The 20,422-nt window shown below is 69.6% G+C and carries 16 protein-coding genes and 1 pseudogene; 7 read left to right on the top strand and 10 right to left on the bottom strand.

The window, feature by feature from the left end:
• The first annotated feature begins 137 nt into the window (after positions 1-137).
• A pseudogene (locus tag ACFVDO_RS17275) lies at positions 138-1,844 on the top strand (MFS transporter).
• On the opposite strand, the gene ACFVDO_RS17270 reads toward ACFVDO_RS17275, so the two are convergent.
• The gene (locus tag ACFVDO_RS17270; RefSeq protein WP_378859430.1) at positions 1,832-2,770 is read right to left on the bottom strand and encodes a D-alanyl-D-alanine carboxypeptidase family protein; all 939 of its coding nucleotides are present in this window, start codon (positions 2,768-2,770) and stop codon (positions 1,832-1,834) included. The pseudogene ACFVDO_RS17275 and the gene ACFVDO_RS17270 overlap by 13 nt on opposite strands.
• 95 nt (positions 2,771-2,865) lie before the next feature.
• Between ACFVDO_RS17270 and ACFVDO_RS17265 the strand changes: the two genes are divergently transcribed.
• Positions 2,866-3,915, top strand: a complete 1,050-nt coding sequence (locus tag ACFVDO_RS17265) for an Rv2578c family radical SAM protein (RefSeq protein ID WP_378859431.1) — start codon at positions 2,866-2,868, stop codon at positions 3,913-3,915.
• A gap of 19 nt (positions 3,916-3,934) precedes the next feature.
• Positions 3,935-4,474: a YaeQ family protein gene (locus tag ACFVDO_RS17260; protein WP_378859432.1), complete on the top strand. Its 540-nt coding sequence runs from the start codon at positions 3,935-3,937 to the stop codon at positions 4,472-4,474.
• A gap of 2 nt (positions 4,475-4,476) precedes the next feature.
• Here ACFVDO_RS17260 and ACFVDO_RS17255 read toward each other — a convergent pair whose 3' ends face one another.
• The 4 genes from ACFVDO_RS17255 to ACFVDO_RS17240 all read right to left on the bottom strand — a co-directional run bounded on the left by ACFVDO_RS17255 (position 4,477) and on the right by ACFVDO_RS17240 (position 9,281).
• Positions 4,477-4,998, bottom strand: a complete 522-nt coding sequence (locus tag ACFVDO_RS17255; protein ID WP_378859433.1) for a hypothetical protein — start codon at positions 4,996-4,998, stop codon at positions 4,477-4,479.
• Positions 4,999-5,180: 182 nt separating this feature from the next.
• Entirely contained in the window at positions 5,181-5,366 is a 186-nt protein-coding gene (locus ACFVDO_RS17250) for a hypothetical protein (protein ID WP_378859434.1), read from the bottom strand.
• A gap of 78 nt (positions 5,367-5,444) precedes the next feature.
• Positions 5,445-7,787 carry a DEAD/DEAH box helicase gene (locus tag ACFVDO_RS17245; RefSeq protein ID WP_378859435.1) on the bottom strand — a complete coding sequence of 781 codons (2,343 nt, stop codon included), beginning with the start codon at positions 7,785-7,787 and terminating at the stop codon, positions 5,445-5,447.
• A 249-nt stretch (positions 7,788-8,036) separates the two neighbouring features.
• Entirely contained in the window at positions 8,037-9,281 is a 1,245-nt protein-coding gene (locus ACFVDO_RS17240; RefSeq protein ID WP_378859436.1) for an MFS transporter, read from the bottom strand.
• A gap of 67 nt (positions 9,282-9,348) precedes the next feature.
• Between ACFVDO_RS17240 and ACFVDO_RS17235 the strand changes: the two genes are divergently transcribed.
• Together ACFVDO_RS17235 and ACFVDO_RS17230 are read left to right on the top strand one after the other, a co-directional pair.
• On the top strand, positions 9,349-9,738 hold the full coding sequence (locus tag ACFVDO_RS17235; protein ID WP_378859437.1) for a MerR family transcriptional regulator: 390 nt from the start codon (positions 9,349-9,351) through the stop codon (positions 9,736-9,738).
• 49 nt (positions 9,739-9,787) lie between these two features.
• Complete coding sequence (locus ACFVDO_RS17230) at positions 9,788-10,690, top strand: aldose 1-epimerase family protein (RefSeq protein ID WP_378859438.1); 903 nt, start codon at positions 9,788-9,790, stop codon at positions 10,688-10,690.
• Positions 10,691-10,756: 66 nt separating this feature from the next.
• Here the strand turns inward: ACFVDO_RS17230 and ACFVDO_RS17225 are convergent, their stop codons facing one another.
• From ACFVDO_RS17225 to ACFVDO_RS17205, 5 genes are read right to left on the bottom strand one after another with little or no spacing between them, the layout of a single operon-like run.
• The gene (locus ACFVDO_RS17225; RefSeq protein WP_378859439.1) at positions 10,757-12,517 is read right to left on the bottom strand and encodes a beta-galactosidase family protein; all 1,761 of its coding nucleotides are present in this window, start codon (positions 12,515-12,517) and stop codon (positions 10,757-10,759) included.
• Positions 12,514-13,389, bottom strand: a complete 876-nt coding sequence (locus ACFVDO_RS17220) for a carbohydrate ABC transporter permease (protein WP_378859440.1) — start codon at positions 13,387-13,389, stop codon at positions 12,514-12,516. The genes ACFVDO_RS17225 and ACFVDO_RS17220 overlap by 4 nt, the downstream gene beginning before the upstream one ends.
• A complete protein-coding gene (locus ACFVDO_RS17215) occupies positions 13,386-14,360 on the bottom strand; it encodes a carbohydrate ABC transporter permease (RefSeq protein ID WP_378859441.1) in 975 nt (324 codons plus the stop codon). The genes ACFVDO_RS17220 and ACFVDO_RS17215 overlap by 4 nt, the downstream gene beginning before the upstream one ends.
• A gap of 2 nt (positions 14,361-14,362) precedes the next feature.
• Entirely contained in the window at positions 14,363-15,652 is a 1,290-nt protein-coding gene (locus tag ACFVDO_RS17210; protein WP_378859442.1) for an ABC transporter substrate-binding protein, read from the bottom strand.
• A complete protein-coding gene (locus ACFVDO_RS17205; RefSeq protein WP_378859443.1) occupies positions 15,649-16,926 on the bottom strand; it encodes a Gfo/Idh/MocA family protein in 1,278 nt (425 codons plus the stop codon). The genes ACFVDO_RS17210 and ACFVDO_RS17205 overlap by 4 nt, the downstream gene beginning before the upstream one ends.
• Before the next feature lie 138 nt (positions 16,927-17,064).
• On the opposite strand from ACFVDO_RS17205, the gene ACFVDO_RS17200 reads away from it, so the two are divergent.
• The gene (locus ACFVDO_RS17200) at positions 17,065-18,138 is read left to right on the top strand and encodes an ROK family protein (protein ID WP_378859444.1); all 1,074 of its coding nucleotides are present in this window, start codon (positions 17,065-17,067) and stop codon (positions 18,136-18,138) included.
• A gap of 80 nt (positions 18,139-18,218) precedes the next feature.
• Complete coding sequence (locus ACFVDO_RS17195) at positions 18,219-20,246, top strand: right-handed parallel beta-helix repeat-containing protein (RefSeq protein ID WP_378859445.1); 2,028 nt, start codon at positions 18,219-18,221, stop codon at positions 20,244-20,246.
• Positions 20,247-20,422 lie beyond the last annotated feature (176 nt).

Below are 20,422 nucleotides of genomic sequence, written 5' to 3'. Positions count from 1 at the left end.
ATTCAGCGTCTTCGATGCCGCGAGTCTACGGTCGCCGGATGCCGCGACGGGAGTCCGTTGTGACTATGCATCCCAAGTTTCGCGGGACTCGGTTCCGCGTTTGTCGATTGCCGCAAGACGGCGTTTTCGATCGAATGATGGATGCTCCGCCGCCCGACGCGTGCTGTGATGAGAGCGTGACCACTTCCCCGTCCCCCGCCACCGAGACCGCTCCTTCGCGTCGAGCCTGGGCGGGTCTCGCCGTCCTGGCCACAGGGCTGGGGATGATCGTGCTCGACGGCACGATCGTCGGCGTCGCGCTGCCGAACATCATCCAGGACATCCATCTGAACCTCACGGATGCGCAGTGGGTGAACAGTCTCTACGCCGTCGTGCTCGCGGCACTCCTGCTGTCGACAGGGCGCCTCGCCGACCGCTGGGGCCGCAAGCGGCTGTTCCTCATCGGCGTGGTGGTGTTCATCGGCGGCAGCGTACTGGCCGCGGCCGCGGCATCCGCCGGTTCGCTGATCGGCGCGCGGGCGGTGCAGGCCGTCGGCGCCGCGCTGATCATGCCGTCGACGCTGTCCACGGTGAACGCCGTGTTCCGCGGCAGGCATCGCGCGGCGGCGTTCGGCATCTGGGGCGCGGTGATCTCGGGGGCCGCCGCGATCGGCCCGCTCGCCGGCGGTGCGCTGACGCAATGGGCGTCGTGGCACTGGATCTTCCTGGTGAACGTGCCACTGGGCCTGCTGGTGCTGATCGGCGGCATCCTGCTGGTGCCAGAGACGCGCGGAGCCGAGCCGCTGCCCGGCGTCGACGTGGACGGCGCGCTGCTGAGCGCGATCGGCTTCGGAGCTCTGGTGTTCGCCGTGATCGAGGGGCCGGATCTGGGGTGGTGGTCGTCCAAGGCCGAGATGAGGATCTTCGGCTGAACCTGGCCGGCGGACGCTCCGCTCTCGCCCGTTCCGATCGCGTTGGCGATTGCCGTGGTGGCGCTGCTGTTGTTCGTGCGCTGGGAGAGGCATCGTGAGAAGGTGCGGCGGGCGGCGCTGCTCGACCTGAAGCTGTTCACGCTGCCGACGTTCTCGTGGGGCAATCTGACCGCGGCGATGGTCGCGGTCGGCGAGTTCGCGATCATCTTCGTGCTGCCGCTGTACCTGATGAACGCGCTCGCGATGGACGTCATGGGCGCCGGGCTCGTGCTCGCCGGAATGGCGCTCGGGGCGTTCGCGTCCGGAGCGGCGGCCCGGCATCTGGCGGCGCGGTTCGGCGCACCGGGCGTCGTGCTGATCGGTCTGGGGCTCGAGGTACTCGGGGTGTTCGTACTGGTGCTGATCATGCAGCCGACGACCCCCGGATGGCTGATCGCCCTGCCGCTGGTCGTGTACGGGCTCGGCCTCGGCCTGGCATCCGCTCAGCTGACCGGAACGGTGCTGCGCGACGTGCCGGTGGACGTGTCGGGGCAGGGGTCCGCGACACAGAGCACGGTGCGGCAGATCGGCTCGGCGCTGGGCACGGCATTCGCCGGGACGGCCCTGTCGATCTCGCTCGCCCTGACTCTGCCGTCCGCGCTGAGCGCAGCCGGGGTGACCGGCAGCGCCGCCGACCAGCTGGCCTCAGCGACGAGGGAGTCGGCGGGTACCAGCATCGCGCAGCTGCGCGAGCAGGGCGCGTCGAGTCCGCTCGGCACCCACACGGCGGATGCGGTGGCCGCGCTGTCCACGGGGTTCACCGATGGCGTGCGTTGGGCGCTGATCATCGCATCCGGGTTCCTGCTGCTCGGCCTCGCCGGCGCCGCGATGCTGCGCCGGGCCGCGGCACGGACGGATGCCGCGGAGCGGAGCGCGTCCGGTCAGCCGACGTAGTCGGGGGCTGCGGGCAGTCCGAAGAACTCCTCGAGGGTGTGGAACCCTCCCGCGTGATAGGCCGCGGCGAGCTCCTTACCGATGTACCGCACGTGCCACGGCTCGGCGACATAGCCGCTCGTCGCCGTGTGCCCCTCCTCGTACCGCACGATGAACCCGTGCTCCCACGCGTGCTGGGCGACCCAGTTACTCTGCGCTGTGCCCGCGAAGGAGTGGATGCCGCCGCAGTCGGGGCTGCACGCGACGATGTCGGCAGAGAGCCCGGTCTGGTGCTCGCTGTAGCCGGGGCGGGCAGACACCGCGTCGGCGCCCGCTCGGCCCTCGCTCTGCACATGCTGGCCGTAGGTGCGCACCTGCAGGGCATAGGACCGGTAGCCGTTGTTGACGCCGATGCGGCCGGCGCCGGCATCCGCCGCCGCCGACGCGAGCTCGGCGAGGGCGGAGGCGACGTCGTCGCGCGCCGTGCCGGAGCGCGTCGTCGTCGTCAGTCCGCTGCCCGCGAGGGATCCGGGGGCGTAGTCGAGCGGGGAGAGCGCGCGGGCCTTGTTGACCACCACCCACACGTGCGAGGGGTCGTTCATCGGGATGCACGGCGCCGAGCCCGAGGCGATCGACGTGCGGAACGCGTCCGCCCCACCGAAGGCGGCGATCACCGCGGAGTCGTTCCGCGCGGCGAGCGCGGCTGTCACGTCGGGATCGGCGCAGGGATCGACGACAGCCACGGACTCGATCTCGATCGCAGGCAGCGACTTCACCGAAGCGGCTGCCGGGGGCACCAGGGCCGCGGCGTGGGCAGGATCGGGGATGCCGCCTGGAGCAGCCAGCGCCCACAGCGAGGCCAGCGCCGTCACCAGCAGGCCGATGGGCAGGGCGTAGAACGCGGCTCGAGGGGGCGACGCGGCATGCCGGGGCTGCATGACGCTCATGGGTCAATTCTGACGCACGCCGACGCGGCATTCCTGATCGAACGAAATCACGAGTCCGTCTTGACTTAACATCGTTGTTTTGTTCGAATGAGTGCATGCGGTGGCAGGGGCAGACGATCGACGAGGCCGACGGGGATGCGCTCCCCGGTCTGGAGAACCGCACCGGCATCGTGCGCTCGGTGACCACGCCCGAGTTCGCCGGGATGACGTTCCACGAGGTGCTGTCCAAGTCGGCGCTGAACCGCGTGCCCGGCGCTTCGCGCATGCCGTTCAGCTGGACCGTGAACCCGTATCGGGGATGCAGTCATGCCTGCGTGTACTGCTTCGCGCGAGGGACGCACGAGTACCTCGACCTGGATGCCGGGCACGACTTCGACTCGCAGATCGTGGTGAAGACGAACGTCGTGGAGGTGCTCGAGCGCGAACTGCGACGAGGCTCCTGGAAGCACGAGACCGTCGCGCTGGGAACCAACACCGACCCCTATCAGCGCGCCGAGGGACGGTACCGGCTCATGCCCGGCATCATCCGGGCCCTGGCCGAATCGGGCACGCCGTTCTCACTGCTCACCAAGGGCACGCTGGTGCGGCGCGACATCCCGCTGCTCGTCGAGGCGGCGAGACGCGTGCGCGTGGATGTGCAGATGTCGATCGCCATGTACGACGACGAGCTGCAGCACGCCATCGAACCGGGCACCCCGTCGACGCAGGCGCGGCTCGACACGGTGCAGACGCTGACGGATGCCGGGTTCCGCGTGGGCGTCTTCCTCATGCCGGTGCTGCCGCACCTCACCGACTCGGTCGCGCACGTCGACGCTGCGCTCTCCCGCATCAAGGATGCCGGTGCCGACCACGTCGTGTACGGCGTGCTGCATCTGCGGGCCGGAGTGAAGCCGTGGTTCTTCCAGTGGTTGGAGCAGTACCGGCCGGATCTGGTCTCGTCGTACCGGGCGATGTATCCGGGCGCCGCGGCCGAGGCGCCGAAGGACTACAAGAAGTGGCTCGCCCGGCGGATGCGGCCGCTGATCCGCTCGCACGGGCTGTACGCCGAGTCCGAGGAGGATCATGACCGGATGCGGGGCATCATGCGCGAACGCATCTCGCCGACCCCTGCGGCCGGGCCGGCCGCTGCGGAGATGCTGTTCTGAGCACCCGTAGGCTCGAAGCATGGCAATCGGCTCGACCATGCACACCTTCGACGTGCAGCTCGCGGACATGGACCGCGGTGTCTACGACGACTTCTCGCTGCGTGTGGCGCGGCATCCGTCCGAGACCGACGCGTTCATGCTCACCCGCGTGCTCGCCTACGGGCTGGAGTACGCCGAGGGCATCACGTTCGGGGGCAGCGTCTCGTCGACCGAGGAGCCGGCCGTTCTGGTGCGCGACCTCACCGGCGCGATCACCGTCTGGGTCGAGGTCGGCGCGCCCGACGCCGAGCGACTCCACTACGGCAGCCGGCTCGCCGAGCGCACGGTCGTGTACACGCACCGCGACCCGGCGAAGGTCATGGCGCCGTGGGCGGACAAGCGCATCCACCGCGCCGAGAACATCCGCGTGTACAGCTTCGACCCGGGCTTCATCGACTCGGCAACCCCGCTGATCGAGCGCCGGAACACGATGACGCTGACCGTGACCGAGAGCGTGCTCTACCTCGACCTCAACGGCACGGCACTCACGACCGCTGTGCACGAGCACGAGTTGGGCTGAGCTCAGTCGGCATCCCTCTTGAACGAGTCCCGCAGCCGCGTCCAGAACGGGTCGCGCTCGCTGATCCCGCGGACGATGTTCATGACGCCGCCCATCTGGCCGATCGAGCACAGCATCGAGAAGAGTCCGATGACGAAGAGGGTGCCGGCGACGAGCGGGATCTCGCCGCGCTCGGGGAAGAAGACCATGGACAGGCCGAAGATGCCGATGAGGAACGACAACGAACAGGTCGCGATGCGCGCGATGATCCGGGGCGCGTAGTTCACCACGCGGACCTCGATCCAACCGGTCGCGTGCCGCTCGCGACCGCCGAGCGTGTAGGGCAGCCGCAGCCACCACGCCGCTGCGCGGGACAGCTGTCGCCCCGTCTTCCACAGCCGGTGCAACGCGATCCCACCGGGGACCGCCATCGCCAGGCCGACCAGGGCGAAGAGTGAGGCGATCGCCGAGAAGATCAGGTCCCCCGCCCCGAAGCCGATGGTCATCTCCAGCGCGAGGCCGAGGAACAGCGTCCCGACGACCACCCCGAAGTAGGCGATGAAGCCCCAGCCCCACCGATCCCACCGCTCGTAGTCGTCGCGCAGCGCTTAGGCCGCGACATCCGCGCCCATCGTCGTCGCCTCGTCCTTCTGCCATCGCTCAACGAGCGGAACGGAGGACGGAAGCATGAACGGCACGGGACCCACCCTAGGTGAGGCCCCGACAGTCAGTCGTCGGCGTCGCCCTTGCGCAGCGGCTCCGACCAGATGGCCAGGAAGAACAGCGCGAGCGGTCCGAAGATCATCGTGATGAAGAACCACCACAGCTTGCCCCGCCCCTGCATGCCGGCGACGGCAGCCGCCAGAAAGGCGATCGATAACCATCCCGCCGACGCGAATCCCTGCCACTCCACCCGTTCAGATTAGGGGCACTGACGCCGATGCCCCTCCTGGTCAGTGTGGACCAGGAGGGGCATCGGCGAACGAACGGATCAGGCGGTCAGGTCGGCGTCCGAGGGCAGACGACCGGCGAGCTCCTCGATGAGGTCGTCGCCGGGGGCGGCCTGCTCGAACGGCGCGTCGATCTCGGCGCGCTCCAGCAGCTCCTCCATCCGGCGACGGCGGTGCCGCGTGATCAGCGTGACGACGGTGCCGGAACGGCCCGCGCGACCGGTGCGGCCGGCGCGGTGCAGGTACGTCTTGTACTCGTCCGGGGCATCCGCCTGCACGACCAGGTCGATGTCGTCGACGTGGATGCCGCGGGCGGCGACATCCGTCGCGACCAGCACGTTCACCTTGCCGCGGGTCAGCTTCTCCAGGTTGCGGGTGCGCTTGGCCTGGTTCAGATCACCGTGCAGCGAGACGGCCGGGATGCCGGCATCCTCGAACTGCTCGGCGAGCATCTCGGCGAACGCGCGGGTGCGGCTGAACACCAGGGTGCGGCCGTCGCGGTCGACGAGCGACGACAGGATGTCGGCCTTGTCGCGGTGCTCGACGACCAGCACGCGGTGGTCGATCGTGCCGGAGTCCTGCGTCTCGCCGGCGACCTCGAAGACGGCCGGGTCGACGAGGAACTCATCCACCAGCGAGGCGACCTCGCGGTCGAGGGTCGCCGAGAACAACAGCTTCTGCGAGGAAGCGCCGTTCTCCAGGGCGGTGCCCGTGTGACGCAGAATGCGCTGCACCGGCTCGACGAAGCCCAGCTCGCACATGTGGTCCGCCTCGTCGAGCACGGCGATGCGCACCTCGGAGAGGTCGAGCTTGCCCTGGTTGATGAGGTCCTCGATACGGCCGGGGGTGCCGATGACGATGTCGACGCCCTTCTTCAGCGCGCCCACCTGACGGGCCTGCGGCACGCCGCCGTAGATCTGCGTGGTGAACAGGCCGACGCTGCGGGCGATCGGCTGCACGGTGCGGTCGATCTGCAGGGCGAGCTCGCGGGTCGGGGCGAGGATGATCGCGCGCGGCGCGCGGGCGAACTCGCGCTTCTTGCCCTTCTGCGAGAGCAGGATGCTCTCGACCAACGGAGCACCGAACGCGATGGTCTTGCCCGAGCCGGTGCGACCGCGAGCCAGCACGTCGCGGCCCTGGAGCACGGCCGGAATCGACGCGGCCTGGATCGGGAACGGCTTCTCGGCGCCCATGTTCGCGAGCACCTCGACGATGTTCGAGCCGAGAGCGAGGTCGGCGAAGGTCACATCGGCGACCTCCGCGGCCTGCACGGTCTGCGCCTCGAGGCGCTCGTGCACGACGTCCTCGACCTGCTGCTGCGCCGCGACCGTTGCCGGACGGTTCCAGTCGCTGCGGGTCGGGCGGGCGTCGCGCTCACGACGGTCGTCGCGAGCAGAGCGGTCGCCGTAGGACGGGCGGGATGCTCCGCCACGACGGTCGTCCGAGTGACGCGGGCGCTCGGTGCGGTCACCGAAGGACGGGCGGCCGCCTCGGTCGTCGCGGCGAGCGCCGTCGCGGTCACCGTACGAGCCCGACGTACGGCGGTCGTCGCGGTCACCGTAGGAGCGACGCTGGTCGCGGTCGCCGTAGGACGGACGACCACCGCGGTCGTCGCGGCGAGCGCCGTCGCGAGAAGAGCTGCGGTCGTTCCGGTCGCCCGCGGGCCGGCGGTCGTCACGGTCACCGTACGAGCCAGACGTACGGCGGTCGTCGCGGTCACCGTAGGAACGACGCTGATCGCGATCCCCGTAGGACGGACGACCGCCACGGTCATCACGACGCGCACCGTCGCGGGACGAGTTGCGGTCGTAGCCACGGTCGCCCGACGAGTTCCGGTCGTTGTACGAGCGACGGTCGTCACGGTCGCCGTACGAACGACGCTGATCGCGGTCGCCGTACGAAGGACGGCCACCACGGTCGTCACGACGCGCACCGTCGCGCGAGGAGTTCCGGTCGTTCCGGTCGCTGTACGAGCCCGACGACCGACGGTCGTCGTCGTAGCGACGAGTGCCATACCCTGAGCGGTCGCCCGAGTAGCGGTCGTTGCGCGGCGCGCGGTCGTCCGACCGGCGGTCGTGGTGCGGCGCCTCGCGGCGTCCCGACTCGGCACGGTTGCGGATGCCGCGGGCCTCGTCGCGACCGGCGCGCTCGGATGCACCCCAGCGCTGCTTCTGCGCCCCCTCGGACTCGGGCCGGTAGCCGCGGTGCTTCGGCGAGCGGCTGCCGGGGCCGCTCGGGGCGTGGCGCTCGCCGGCATCCGATCGCTCGTCGCGACCGGTGGGACGACCGCCTGCGTGACGGTCGCGGAACGACGTCTTCTTGGCGTAGCGGGGCTCGAAGTTGGCCGACGGGCGGCCGCCCTTGGGCTTGTGATTCTTGGGCACGGGAGTTTCCTACTCTGTCTCGAACACACGAGAACAGCGTCCGCTCCGCGCAGCGCGCGGCGGACATACCCGGGCAGTCGTCGGCCGGGGGCCATTCATGTGATGGTGATGAACCATCGGCCCCTGGGCTACACATTCAGAACACGATCCGCGATACGCGGTTGCCCGAAGCCGACTCCCCCAGTGTACCGGTGGCACCTGGGAGCCCCCCGGCGTCCGGGGGAGCCGGATCGGGACAGCCGTGCCCGGCTACCGCGGGGCCGTCGCTCCGCGCGGCCGGAGGGCGAGCGCCAGCCCGGCAGCCGCGACGCCGATCACGGCGGCCGCGACCAACGGCAGCGCCGCGATGCCCAGCCCGGCGACCACGAACGAGGCGAGCGCCGCGCCGGCGGCGATCCCGAGGTTGAACACCACCGGGATCAGCGCCCCCGCGAAGCCCCGTCGCTCGGGGCCGGCCAGCCGCATGATGAGCGTCTGAGCCAGCGCCGGCAGGGCCCCGGAGACGACGGCCCACGCGACCACGACGACGATCCCGACGACGACGTGGACCTCGACGAAGGACAGCGCGAGCACCGCGGCTCCGGTGGCGAACGCCGCGATCACGAGCGCGAGACGGGTGTGTTCCCCGAATCGGCCCGCGAGGGCGATGCCTGCCGCCGACGCCAGCCCGAAGAGGAACAGCATGGTGCCGGTTCCCCCGGGCACGATCGCTGCGGTCGGCTGCACGAGGCGCGTGATGAACGTGAAGGCGCCGTAGTGACCGACGAGCAGAAGTGCTACCAGCAGCGTCACGGACAGCAGCAGCCCGATGCCGTTCACCGGCTTCCGGCCGTCCGTTTCGCTCCCGCCGGCGCCGGCCGCGGCACTCCGCTCCGTATTGCCGGGCACCGCCACGAACCGCACGGCCCGCGCGGCGACGAGTGCGATACCGGCCACGCCGACGAACGCGGCCCGCCATCCGACGGCCTGTGCGAGCACGCTGGCGAGCGGGACACCGATCACCGTCCCGAGTGTCGCTCCGCCGAGGACGACCGCGACCGCGCGGGACAGGCTGCGGCCGGGGACGAGATCGGCGGTCAGCGCGTTCGTCGTCGCCCAGAGAAGCCCGACAGCGAGCGCGCCGAGCACGCGGGCAGCGGCGGCGATCGTGTAGACCGGCGCGACGGCGGTAAGCAGCGTCGAGACCGCGAGTGCCACCAGTGCTGCAGCGATGACGACGCGGCGATCAAGCCTCCGGGTCACGCGTACGAGCGGGAAGCTGCCGATCACGACGGCCGCGGCCCAGATGGAGACGAGCAGGCCGACCTGCGCCTCGCTCACTCCCAGCCCGCGACTCATCTGCGGGAGCACCGCAGCGGGCAGCATCTCCGCGGTGACCATGGTGAACGTCGCCGCACCGAGGATCAGAAGGGATCGCCAGGGCAGGCGATCACCGGCGGGAGGGTGGATGTCGGCGGCGTCGGGGCCGGCGAGGAGAGGAGTGTTGTCGGTCATGTGGACGACGGTAAAGTATGACACTAGTGTCAATGTCAAGCTTTGTTCAAAGAGCGATCGGAGACGCATGAAGATCGGCGAACTCGCGGAGCGCGCGGGTGTCTCTCCCCGCCTCATCCGCTACTACGAACAGCAGTCCCTGCTCGCCCCGCACCGCGCGCCCAACGGCTATCGCACGTACGACGAGGCGCACGTGGAACAGGTGCGGCGCATCGCCGGCCTCGTGCAGTCCGGGCTGACCACGCGCCTGGTCAAGGAGATACTCGCGCTCGACGACGCCGCGGCGAGGCATCAGCCGACCTGCCCTCGCTCCGTCGCCGAGATGCTCGCCACCGAACTCGACGGGATCGAGGAGCGCATCGCATGCCTCAGCCGCAGCCGGGACGCCATCCGCGACTACCTCCGGCGCAGCGACCACGCCACGATCCTCGATGAGCGGGCCGCTGCGAAGGCCTGACCACGCGGGGCCGTCCCCGCAGCGCGGGCGGTCGCCGTACGATGACCAGGTGACCTCCCCCACCGGCATCCAGCATCATCTCCGTCGCGGCGACGTGACCGCGCAGATCGCGCAGGTCGGCGCTTCGCTGCGCCATCTGACCGTCGGCGGGGTCGACATCGTTCCGCCGTTCCCCGAAGACGCCCCCGCCCCGGGATGCTCCGGAGTCGTGCTGGTGCCGTGGCCGAACCGCATCCGCGACGGCCTCTGGCAGGACGGCGACACCGAGCGCGCCCTCGCGATCACCGAGCCGAAGCTGCGCAACGCCAGCCACGGGCTGCTCCGGTTCACGGCGTACGAGGTCGAGTCCGAGGCGTCCGATTCGCTCACCCTGCGCGCGACCGTCGTGCCGCAGACCGGCTATCCGTACCTCCTCGACACGTCCGTCGCCTACCGACTGACGGATGCCGGGATCGACGTCGAGCACACGATCGTGAACCGCTCCCGGGATGACGCCCCCGTCGCCCTCGGCACCCATCCGTACGTCACGATCGGCGACGTCGATCCGCACGAACTCGTGCTGCGGATCCCCGCTGAGACCTACTTCGAGACGGACGAGCGGATGCTGCCGATCGGAGAGTCCCCGGTCTCCGGCGGCACCGACCTTCGCACGGGGAAGCGGCTCGGTGACGTCGAGTTGGACACCGGCTTCGCGACCCTGCTGCGCGATGCCGACGGGGCGGTGCGCACGTCGCTGACGGCTCCCGACGGACGCAGCGCCGAGCTCTGGCAGGGAGAGGGTTTCGACTACGTGCAGGTCTACACGTCGGACCGCTACCCAGGGCAGACGCTCGCCGTCGCGATCGAGCCGATGACCGCACCCGCCGAGGCGTTCAACTCCGGCCGCGGTCTTCGCCGCCTCGCTCCCGGCGAGACCTGGACGCTGCGCTGGGGCATCCGCTTCTCGGGCTGAGCCGGCCGGCCGACGCAAGGTGCGACCTGAGGCAGCCCTGGGCGGCGATCGCCGCCCTGGAGCGTCTCAGGCCTTCCACTCCTCGTAATCGGTCACCGTGCCGAGCTGCGGCAGGTCGCGGATCTCGATCACGTCGCCTCGGTGCTCCATCTCAAGGACCACGATTTCGTTGCGCCCCGCGCGCCACAGCGGCGCGGGCGCATACAGGGTGAGCTGCGGCCCGATCTCCCAGTGCCGTCCGAGCAGGAAGCCGTTCAGCCACACGAAGCCCTTGCCCCAGCCGGGGAGGGCGAGGTGCGCGTCAGCCGGCGCGTCGAGCTCGACGACGGCGCGGGCGATCCCCGCGACATCGCTGTCGGCGACGCCGGCGAACTCCGGCATCCGGTCCAGTTCGGCCGAGGCGTGCTGCCAGCCGGTGACCTTGCGCACACCGGCCCCCTGCAGCAGCACGTCGCCCAGGATGCCCTTGCCCTCGCCGAGCAGCGGCCCGTAGTTCACCCGCCCCTGGCTCTCCACGACGATGTCGAGCCGTCGGCGCTCGCCGGTGCCGGAGACCGTCAGCGATTCCGCGGGCGCGTTCCGGGACAGGATGCCGAGGCGCTGACCGTCGAGGAACACCGTGGCGCGATCGGCGAGACCGGTGATCCGCAGTTCGACCTCGCCGCGCGGGAGGATCGGTGTCGCGATGTAGCGGGTGAGGCCACCGTTCTGCCGGAGCTGCTCCATGCTCAGCGGCAGCGGCGCCTCCGGTCCGGGCTCAGCGAGCGCGTCCAGCACCGGCAGCAGGCCGGCGCCGTGCTCGACCGCCAGTCGCCGCGGTGCGAGGAAGACGGGATCGGCCGGGGGCGCCGGCGGCTGCGCGCCAGACGCGGCGACGAACACCTCCCGCAGCGCGCGGAACTTCTCCGTGAGCCGGCCGTCCTCGGCGACCGCGGCATCCGAGTCGTAGGACGTGACCGTCGGCTGGTGCTGGCCGTCGAAGTGATTCGCACCCGACCACAGTCCGAAGTTCGTGCCGCCGTGCGCCATGTAGATGTTCACCGAGCCGCCGGCCTGCAGGATCTCCGCCACCGGTCCGGCGGCGGAGACGCCAGGGCGACGATGATGCTCCTCGCCCCAGTGGTCGAACCAGCCCGCCCAGTACTCGCCGCAGAAGAACGGCGTGCCCGGCAGGCGCTCCTCGAGGAAGCGCATCGCGTCGGCGGGACGGCTGCCGAAGTTCAGCGTCGGCGTGATCCCGGGCAGCGTGCCGCCGTCGACCATGAGGTCGGTCGGGCCGTCCGAGGTGAACAGCGGCACGTCGATGCCGCCGTCGAGGAGGGCGTCGCGGATCGCGCGCAGATACTCCGCGTCGTCCGCGAACGAGCCGTACTCGTTCTCGACCTGCACTGCGATCACCGGACCGCCGTGCGTGGCCTGCAGCGGCGCGATGCGCGGCAGCAGATCGGCGAAGAACTCCCGCACGGGCGTGAGGAACGCGGGATCCGCCGTGCGCAGCGCCACCGGGCCGTCGAAGCCCAGCCAGGCCGGCAGCCCGCCGCCCTCCCACTCCGCGCAGATGTACGGGCCGGGGCGCACGATGACGTCGAGCCCCGCGGAGCCTGCGAGTTCGATGAACCGCGGCAGGTCGCGCCATCCGGTGAAGTCCCGCTCGCCGCGGCGCGGCTCATGGAAGTTCCACGCGACGTAGGTCTCGACCGTGTTCAGCCCCAGTGCTGCGAGACGTGCCAACCGGTCCGCCCACTGCTCCGGATGCACCCGGAAGTAGTGCACGGCCCCGGAGAGCACCTGCCGCCCGTCGATCCACCGTGATCCCGCTGCGCTCATTTGCCGATACCCGCCGTCATCCCGTCGATGATCCTCCTGCCCACCCAGAGATACAGCACGATCATCGGGAACACGAGGATCGCGATGCCCGCGAACAGACCACCCCAGTCCGAGCTGTATCGCATCGCGGACTGCAGGTTCAGCAGCGCGACCGGCAGGGTGCGCTGCGAGGACTCCGAGATCACGAGCATCACCAGCAGCGCGGAGTTCCACAGGCCGATGATGTTCAGCACCAGCACCGTGGTCAGCCCGGGCTTCGCGAGCGGGATGATGACGCTGCGGAACAGCCGAACGGCTCCGGCGCCGTCGACCTCGGCGGCCTCCTCCACCTCGTTCGGCAGCGACCGGAAGAACCCGGACAGCACGAACACCGCGAACGGCAGCGAGAAGACCACCTCGAACACGAGCAGGGTGATCCGGTCGTCCCACCAGCCGGTGACCCAGTCGATCATGAAGGTGCTGACGCCGAGCTTGGCGACGACGATCGGCACCGCGAGCGTCTGCAGCGGTATCGACAGTCCCATCGCGAAGTAGGCGATCATCGGGCTGGCGATGGCACGCGTCGAGCGGGCGAGAACGTAGGCGGCAGGGGCGGCGAGCGCGACGATGAGCAGCGCGCCGAGTCCGGTGATGACGACGCTGTTCAACGCCGCGGCGGAGAACTGGCCGATCTCCCAGACCGTCGCGTAGTTCTGCCACTGCGGCGTCTTCGGCAGCCCGAACGGGTCGAGCACGACCTCGCTCGGCGTCTTGAGCGACTGGATGCCGATCCACACGACGAACACCAGGTTGAACAGCACCCACAGCCAGAGCAGGGCGACGGTGACGGAGGGGAAGAACACGTTCCCCAGGAAGCGACGGGTCGCCCTCATGACAGCTCCACTCTCTCGCGCTTGGTGATGCGCCGCACGAGGACGATGAGGATGACGGTGAGCAGCGTCACGATGATGCCCATCGCCGCGCCCGAGCCGAGGTCGGGCACACTGCCGCTGACGACGATGGCGTTGTACTGCTGCACGGCGATCGTGCGGGCCTGCAGCGGCGGGGCACCGGCGGCACCGCCCGTGGTGAAGGCGATCACGATCTCGAAGATCTTCAGGCTGTTGACGACCCAGAGCACCGCCGCGACGGCGAACACGTCCCAGGTCAGCGGCAGGGTGATCAGCCGGAACTTCTGCCACAGCGTGGCTCCGGCCAGGTCGGCCGCTTCGTAGAGGGTGTCCGGGATGGAGTCCATCGCCGAGATCATCAGGGCGATGTAGAGACCGGTCGACGACCACACGATGCCGGCGATGATGCAACCGAACACCATGTCGGGGCCGAGGAACCCGATCGGAGGGATGCCGAGAGCTCCCAGCAGCTGGTTGACGATGCCGTCCGGGTTCAGCATGAACCCGACGGCCGCGCCGACCGCGATCGGCGAGACGATCACCGGGAGGAAGACGACCGACTGGATGAATGCCCGGCCCTTCAGCCCTCGCAGAACCATCATCGTCAGGAATGTGATGCCGAAGACCAGCACGCCGCTGACGATCGCCATGACGAAGGTGTTGGACAGGGACCGCAGGAACGCCTCGTTGCGGAACAGCGAGACGTAGTTCTGCAGTCCGCGCCAGGTCATCTCGGATCCGGGGCCGGCCCATTTCGTGAAGCTGACCCACAGCCCGTAGAACGAGGGCAGCACGAAGATGAACGTGTAGAGCACGAGCGCCGGGGTGAGAAAGCCCCAGAACGCCCTCTCGCGAGCGGGACGGAGCGGCGGACGCTTCTTCCCCTTGTTCTTCTCCGGCGCCGGGGCGGGCGCGGCGACCGCACCCGCCCCGGTCTCCACGGCGGTGGACATCGTCACTGCGCCGCCAGGAACTGCGTGGTCTTGTCCTTGCCCTGGGCGAGGAAGTCGGCCGCGCTGATCTTGCCGCTGAGCAGCTGGTCGTCCAGCGGCAGGAACAGGTCGTTCCACCAGGACTTGTTCCCGGCCGCAGTGTCGTAGGTGAGGTGCACGGCCTTCGCGTCGGCGATCGCGGTCTGCGCGGTCTTCAGCGCCTCGGGCGCGGCGACGTCTCCGCGAGCCGGGATGTTCTTCGCCTCGGAGGAGATCAGGCCCTGGTACTTCTCCTGCGCGAAGAACGCGAGGAACTTCTTGGCCACGTCGGGGTGCTTGCCCTTGGCGTTCACGGCGAGGCCGAGCGAGCCGACCTCGACCGACTGCTTCCCGCCGACGGGCAGCTGGAAGGAGCTGATCTTCGCGCCCTCGGGCGTCGCCGGTGCGACCTCGCTGGCCAGCCAGGTGCCGTTGATGTTCAGGTCGCACTTGCCCTGGATCCAGTCGTTCTGCGCGGCCGGGTACTTGGTGGCCATGAAGTTCGGCTGGAAGTAGTCGCCCGCTGCGAGCTGCGCCACGTGTTCGGCGGCTTCCTTGACCTCGGGGCCGTCCCAGGCGTCGGCCTTCTGCTGCAGGGCGAGCAGGCTGCCCGCGCCGTTCGCGTTCAGCAGCGCAGACGAGAACCAGTACACGTTGTAGAACGGCACGGTGCCGTCCTGACAGATCGGCACGCGGCCCGCGGCCTTCGCCGAGTCGAGGTAGGCGATGAACTCGTCCCAGCTCTTCGGAGGGTTGGATGCCAGGTCGGGGTGCTTCGCGGCGTCGAACCAGACGGCGGTCGAGATCGCCGTGTGCGGCATGAATCCGAGTCCGTCCTTGTCGGAGGCGGCCTTCAGCACCGACTCCGGGTAGGTCTCGCCGACGGTCTTCCCCTCGCCGGGGATCTCCATCTTCAGCACGTCGTCGAGCGTCAGTGCGAGCTTCTGCGCCCGCCAGGCCGGGAGGTTGTCGGACCCGGCGTCGAACATGTCGGGCCCCTTGCCGGCCGCGATCTCGGTGTTCAGCGCGTCACCGCCGGTGCGTCCGAGGAACTCGACCTCGACTTTGACGTCCTCGGCCTTCGAGAAGTCGTCCAGGGCTGTCTGCAGGATCTTCGCCTGCGGCTCCTCCTTGCTCCAGATCGAACGGTAGACGAGCACCTGCTCGCCCTCCGATGTCGCTCCGCCGTTCTTCTGACCGCATCCGGCCAGCGTCAGGGTGATTGCCCCCACGGCGGCCATCGCCGTGAGGATGCGGATCGTCTTGTGCTTCATCGCCTTGCCTCTCCTTGTTTTCCCATCGTCACGACGGTGCTGTCGCGACGTGCAGCCTCTGCTGCCCACACCACGCGATGGCTGTCCAGGCTCGCCCTGCCATCCGTGAGAACCAGTCCGGGGTCGCCCTCGCGGACGGCCCGGAAGAACGCCTCGGCCAGCGCCCCGTCGGCGCCGCCGTGCCCACCCGCCATGGATGCGTCGTCGCCGTCGCCGGTGTCGATCTCAGTGCGGGTGTCGGTGAGGAAGTCATGGATGCGCAGCATCCGTCCGTCGCCCTCGATCGATCCCTCGGTGCCGAAGATGCGCGTCTTGCGGTGCTCGAGAGCGGCGAAGGCGGTGACCGTGACCGTCGCGGTCGCCCCGGACGGGAACTCCAGGGCGACGACCTGGTTGTCGACGACATCGTTGTCCGACGCGTAGACGCATCGCCCGTACGGGCCGTCGCGCAGCGCCTTCTCGACGCCGGCAGGCGTCGCGTCGGTCGTGACCGCCGACAGCGGCCAGAACTCCTTCTCGGGATCGCCGAGGCAGCCCAGGTAGAACTCCTTGGCGGAGTATGCGCAGCTGCTGCTCAGCGGGCACTCCCAGCACCGGTCGGCAGCGCCCTCCGGACGGTTCTCCGCGCGGAAGTGGTTCAGAGAGCCGAACGACGACACCCGTCGCGGGACCGCACCCATCACGTAGGTGATCCAGTCGAGGTCGTGGCAGGCCTTGGCCAGCAGCATCGAGGTGGACTCGTCCTCGCGACGCCAGTTGCCCCGCACGAACGAGTGTGCGAAGTGCCACCAGCCCACCTGTTCGAGATGCTGGACGTCGATGATGCGCCCCACGACCCCGTCGGCGAGCAGCGTCATCAGTCGTCGCGTGTAGGCGGAGTACCTCATCACGTGGCAGACGGCCAGCATAACCCCGTTGCGCTCGGCGGCCTCGACGATCGCCGTGGCCTCCTCCTCGGTCGGCGCCATCGGCTTCTCGAGCAGGATGTGGTAGCCGAGATCGGCGGCGGCGACTGCCGGTTCGAGGTGCATCCGGTCCTGTGTCGCCACGATCACGGCATCGGCCAGGCGGCCGGCATCCAGCAGCGCGGACCAGTCGTCGAAGATCTTGTCCGGCTCGATCCCGTACTCGCGGGCGAACCCCTCGCGACGAGACGGGTCGGGCTCTGCGACGGCCACGATCCGCGCCGCTCCGGTCCGCTTCGCCTCGGCGGCGTAGACCGAACTGCGCAGTCCGGCGCCGATCACGGCGACGGTGGGGATGCTGCCTTCCATCCACGCTCCTTTGCGAATGAGTACTTTTTAAAGAACCCTTCATTAATATAGAAATCGTATGATTCTGTCAACACAGGGAGGTAACGGATGCGGGCTGGGGACACATCGCGGTTGCGGCGCCAGAACACGATCGTCGCAATGCGCGCGCTTCGCACCAGGGGCGCCATCGGCTTGACCGAACTCGCGCAGGAGACCGGACTGTCGCGCCCCACCGCAGAGGGCATCGTCGACGCCCTCTCCGACAGCGGATGGATCGTCGAGGAGCCTGCGCCGGCCGGCCAGCCCGGCCGCCCTGGGCGGGTCTACTCCCTGCGTGCCGACGGCGCCTATGTACTCGGCATCGACATCGGCTCCGCGACCGTGCGCGCCGCAGTCGCCGACGCCACGGGCGCTGTACTGGCGGAGCAGACCGTCGCCGTCGACCCCTCCGCCGGCCGCGACGAGCGGCTGACCGCGACCCACAGCACCGCGCTCGCCGCCGTCGCCGCATCCGGCCTCTCGCCCGAGATGCTCGCCGCCGTCTGTGTCGGGACCACGGGCACCGTGAGCGCCGATGGCAAGGTCTCACTCTCCGATGCACTGCCGGGCTGGACCGGCACAGACCTCGCCGGCTCCCTCGGCGAGATCTTCAGCTGCCCGATCCGCGTCGAGAACGACTGCCACCTGGCCGCGGCAGCCGAGGCCTGGGCTGGCGTCGCGGCAGGGCGCAGCAACCTCGTCTACATCCACTGCGGCCTTCGCACCGGCGCCGGCATCCTCATCGACGGTCGCGTCTACCGTGGCGCGCACGGGATGTCGGGCGAGATCGGCGCACTGCGCCTGCTGGGCTGGCACCGCGCATCCGCGCATCTGGCCGGCGCGCACTCGCACGGAGCCGTCGACGTGTTCACCCGGGCCGCGCAGGGCGACCCCGATGCGGAGCGTGCGGTGCACGGCTACGCCTCAGACCTCGCAGAGGGGATCGCGGCGCTCGTGCTCACCCTCGACCCCGAGGTGGTGGTGCTCGGCGGTGGCATCTCCGGGGCCGGCGACCGCCTGGTGACACCACTGCGGGCCGCACTGACCGAGATGTGCCTGACGACACCGGAGCTCGCGATCTCGGCACTGGGCGATCGTGCGGTGCTCACCGGCTCCCTCAAGCACGCGATCGACCTGTTCGAGTCGAGGCTCTATGACCCGGACCACCCGCTCATCCCCGCGGTCGCGCGCTGAATCGGCGACCAGGGGTTGACGGGCCCGCTCTCCTCTGCTGTTAATAAACCTTGTTTAATTATTAACTTCGGAGGAGTGCGATGCGATATTCATCGAAGACGCTGACCGGCGTCGTAGCGACCCTGGTGGCCGCGGGAGCGCTGACAGCCGCCCCGGCGCTGGGCGCCGCCGCGGACACCGGCGACGCCCCCGAGACGTACTACGTCTCACCGAACGGAAGCGACACCGCGGACGGGCACACCCCCGGCTCCGCGTGGCGCAGCCTCGACAAGGTGAACGCCGCCGAGCTCGACCCCGGTGACCGCGTGCTGTTCGCCGCCGGCGGGCGCTGGGACGGCCAGCTCGCGCCGCAGGGCTCCGGCACCGCGGGCGCTCCGATCACGCTCGGCGCCTTCGGCGCCGGTGCCAAGCCCCTCATCGCCGGCGGTGGTGACGTCGACGCGGCGATCAAGATCTCCGACCAGGAGAACGTGGTGGTCTCCGGGTTCGAGGTCACCAACAACGGCGCGGGAACCACGCCGCGCATCGGCATCCAGATCACGGCACGCGATCACGGCGAGGTCGAGAACATCACCGTCACCGGCAACTACGTGCACGGCATCCAGGGCGTCGACAGCGGTTCCAATGCGTCGAACCCCTCCGCCGGTGGCATCATCGTCTCGGCTCTGGGCCAGACCACGCCGACCTACTACCGCAACGTCACCATCACGGGCAATGAAGTCGCCGACTCCCGCTCCTACGGCATCGTCACCTGGTCGTCGTGGATGCAGCGCGAGGGCTGGAACGACCTCTGGGACTTCATGCCGGTCCCGGCGGACGGCTACCGCCCGTACGTGCCGAGCCTCGGGGTGAAGGTCACAGACAACTACGTGCACGACATCTCCGCGGGCGGCATCACGGTGATGCAGGCCGCCGGGGCGCTCATCTCGCACAACCGCGTCGACAAGACCGCGCAGAACCACGGCAACGTGGGCATCTGGTGGGCGGACACCGACGACATCGTCGTGGAGTACAACGAGGTGTCCGGCACCAAGTACTGGGGGCTCGCCAGCGACGGCAACGCGTTCGACGCCGACGCCTCGGCGCACGACAGCATCGTGCAGTACAACTACAGCCACGACAACGAGGGCGGATTCTTCATCGCGGTGTCGACGGGAACCGCGCCGGCCGAGGCCGTCATCCGCTACAACGTGAGTCAGGGCGATGCCAACGAGGTGTTCGCCTTCTCGACGAACGCCCGCAACATCGACGTGTACAACAACACGATCTGGGCGACCGAGACCGACTTCATCAACGGGCATCCCGACCGGGCCGAGTTCAGCCTGGTGAAGGTGTGGCGCGACAACGTGAAGAACGTGAAGTTCCGCAACAACATCATCCACAACTCCGCGAACCTGCCGTATCGCGACAGCGCCGCCGTGACCTACGACCGCAACATCTACTCCACCGGACCCGTGCCGGCGCGTGACACCACCGCCATCGTCGCCGACGCCGGGCTGACGGCGCCGGGGAAGGCGACCGGCCTCGACGGCCTCGGCGGCTACAAGCCGCGGAAGGACTCCCCCGCGATCGCCGCTGGACTCACGGTTCCCCGCAACGGCGGGACCGACGTCATCGGCACACCGCTGCCCTCCGGCATGCCCGACATCGGCGCGGTGCAGCGTCGCGCCGGCGAGGGTCGCGACGAGGACGCCCCCACCGCCGTGGCATCCGCCGCGAACGGCCAGGGCACCGTGCCGGCCGCCGTCACCGACGGCAGCGACCTGTCGCCCTGGGCGAGCGCGACCGACGTGACCCTGCCGACGACCCTCGACGTGACGTTCCCGAGCCGCCGCAAGATCTCCGAGATCGAGCTCTCGGCGATCTTCGGCGCAAATCAGGGGATCACGGCGCTCGACGTGCAGGTTCCCGATGGCAAGGGCGGGTGGCGCACCGCGCTCTCGAACGCGAAGGTCGCCTGGACTGGTTCGTCCGCCACCCTCGAGAGGCACGCGCTGAAGCTGCCGCATCCCGAGCACGCGTCCGCCGTCCGCCTGGTGATCCGTTCGGCGAACCAGACGTGGGGCAACATCGCGGTGAGTGAGATCGGCACGATCTCCGGTCGCTGAGACCGCACCCGGAACGAGGAATCCCCCGCCAGGCATCGCCTGGCGGGGGATTGTCGTTCCGGGTCGCAGGACACGTCGGTATCGCCGCCACCGTGGCATCCAGGTCGCACTCCGCGTCGCTCTCGCGCGCTCCGAGCGACACGAATGGCGACCTGAGGTGCTCGCGCTGCACTTCC

The organism is Microbacterium sp. NPDC057741, assembly GCF_042798735.1.
GTDB lineage: Bacteria > Actinomycetota > Actinomycetes > Actinomycetales > Microbacteriaceae > Microbacterium.
The sequence above is the reverse complement of the archived record's forward strand: the minus strand, read 5'-3'. Positions and strand labels throughout refer to the sequence as shown.

Excerpts from the sequence above, each read along its gene's own strand:
- ACFVDO_RS17225 (WP_378859439.1), bottom strand. The coding sequence starts at position 12,517 with ATGAGCGCAGCGGGATCACGGTGGATCGACGGGCGGCAGGTGCTCTCC.
- ACFVDO_RS17215 (WP_378859441.1), bottom strand. The coding sequence starts at position 14,360 with ATGTCCACCGCCGTGGAGACCGGGGCGGGTGCGGTCGCCGCGCCCGCC.
- ACFVDO_RS17220 (WP_378859440.1), bottom strand. The coding sequence starts at position 13,389 with ATGAGGGCGACCCGTCGCTTCCTGGGGAACGTGTTCTTCCCCTCCGTC.
- ACFVDO_RS17240 (WP_378859436.1), bottom strand. The coding sequence starts at position 9,281 with ATGACCGACAACACTCCTCTCCTCGCCGGCCCCGACGCCGCCGACATC.
- ACFVDO_RS17210 (WP_378859442.1), bottom strand. The coding sequence starts at position 15,652 with ATGAAGCACAAGACGATCCGCATCCTCACGGCGATGGCCGCCGTGGGG.
- ACFVDO_RS17235 (WP_378859437.1), top strand. The coding sequence starts at position 9,349 with ATGAAGATCGGCGAACTCGCGGAGCGCGCGGGTGTCTCTCCCCGCCTC.
- ACFVDO_RS17260 (WP_378859432.1), top strand. The coding sequence starts at position 3,935 with ATGGCAATCGGCTCGACCATGCACACCTTCGACGTGCAGCTCGCGGAC.
- ACFVDO_RS17265 (WP_378859431.1), top strand. The coding sequence starts at position 2,866 with ATGCGGTGGCAGGGGCAGACGATCGACGAGGCCGACGGGGATGCGCTC.
- ACFVDO_RS17195 (WP_378859445.1), top strand. The coding sequence starts at position 18,219 with ATGCGATATTCATCGAAGACGCTGACCGGCGTCGTAGCGACCCTGGTG.
- ACFVDO_RS17270 (WP_378859430.1), bottom strand. The coding sequence starts at position 2,770 with ATGAGCGTCATGCAGCCCCGGCATGCCGCGTCGCCCCCTCGAGCCGCG.
- ACFVDO_RS17205 (WP_378859443.1), bottom strand. The coding sequence starts at position 16,926 with ATGGAAGGCAGCATCCCCACCGTCGCCGTGATCGGCGCCGGACTGCGC.
- ACFVDO_RS17200 (WP_378859444.1), top strand. The coding sequence starts at position 17,065 with ATGCGCGCGCTTCGCACCAGGGGCGCCATCGGCTTGACCGAACTCGCG.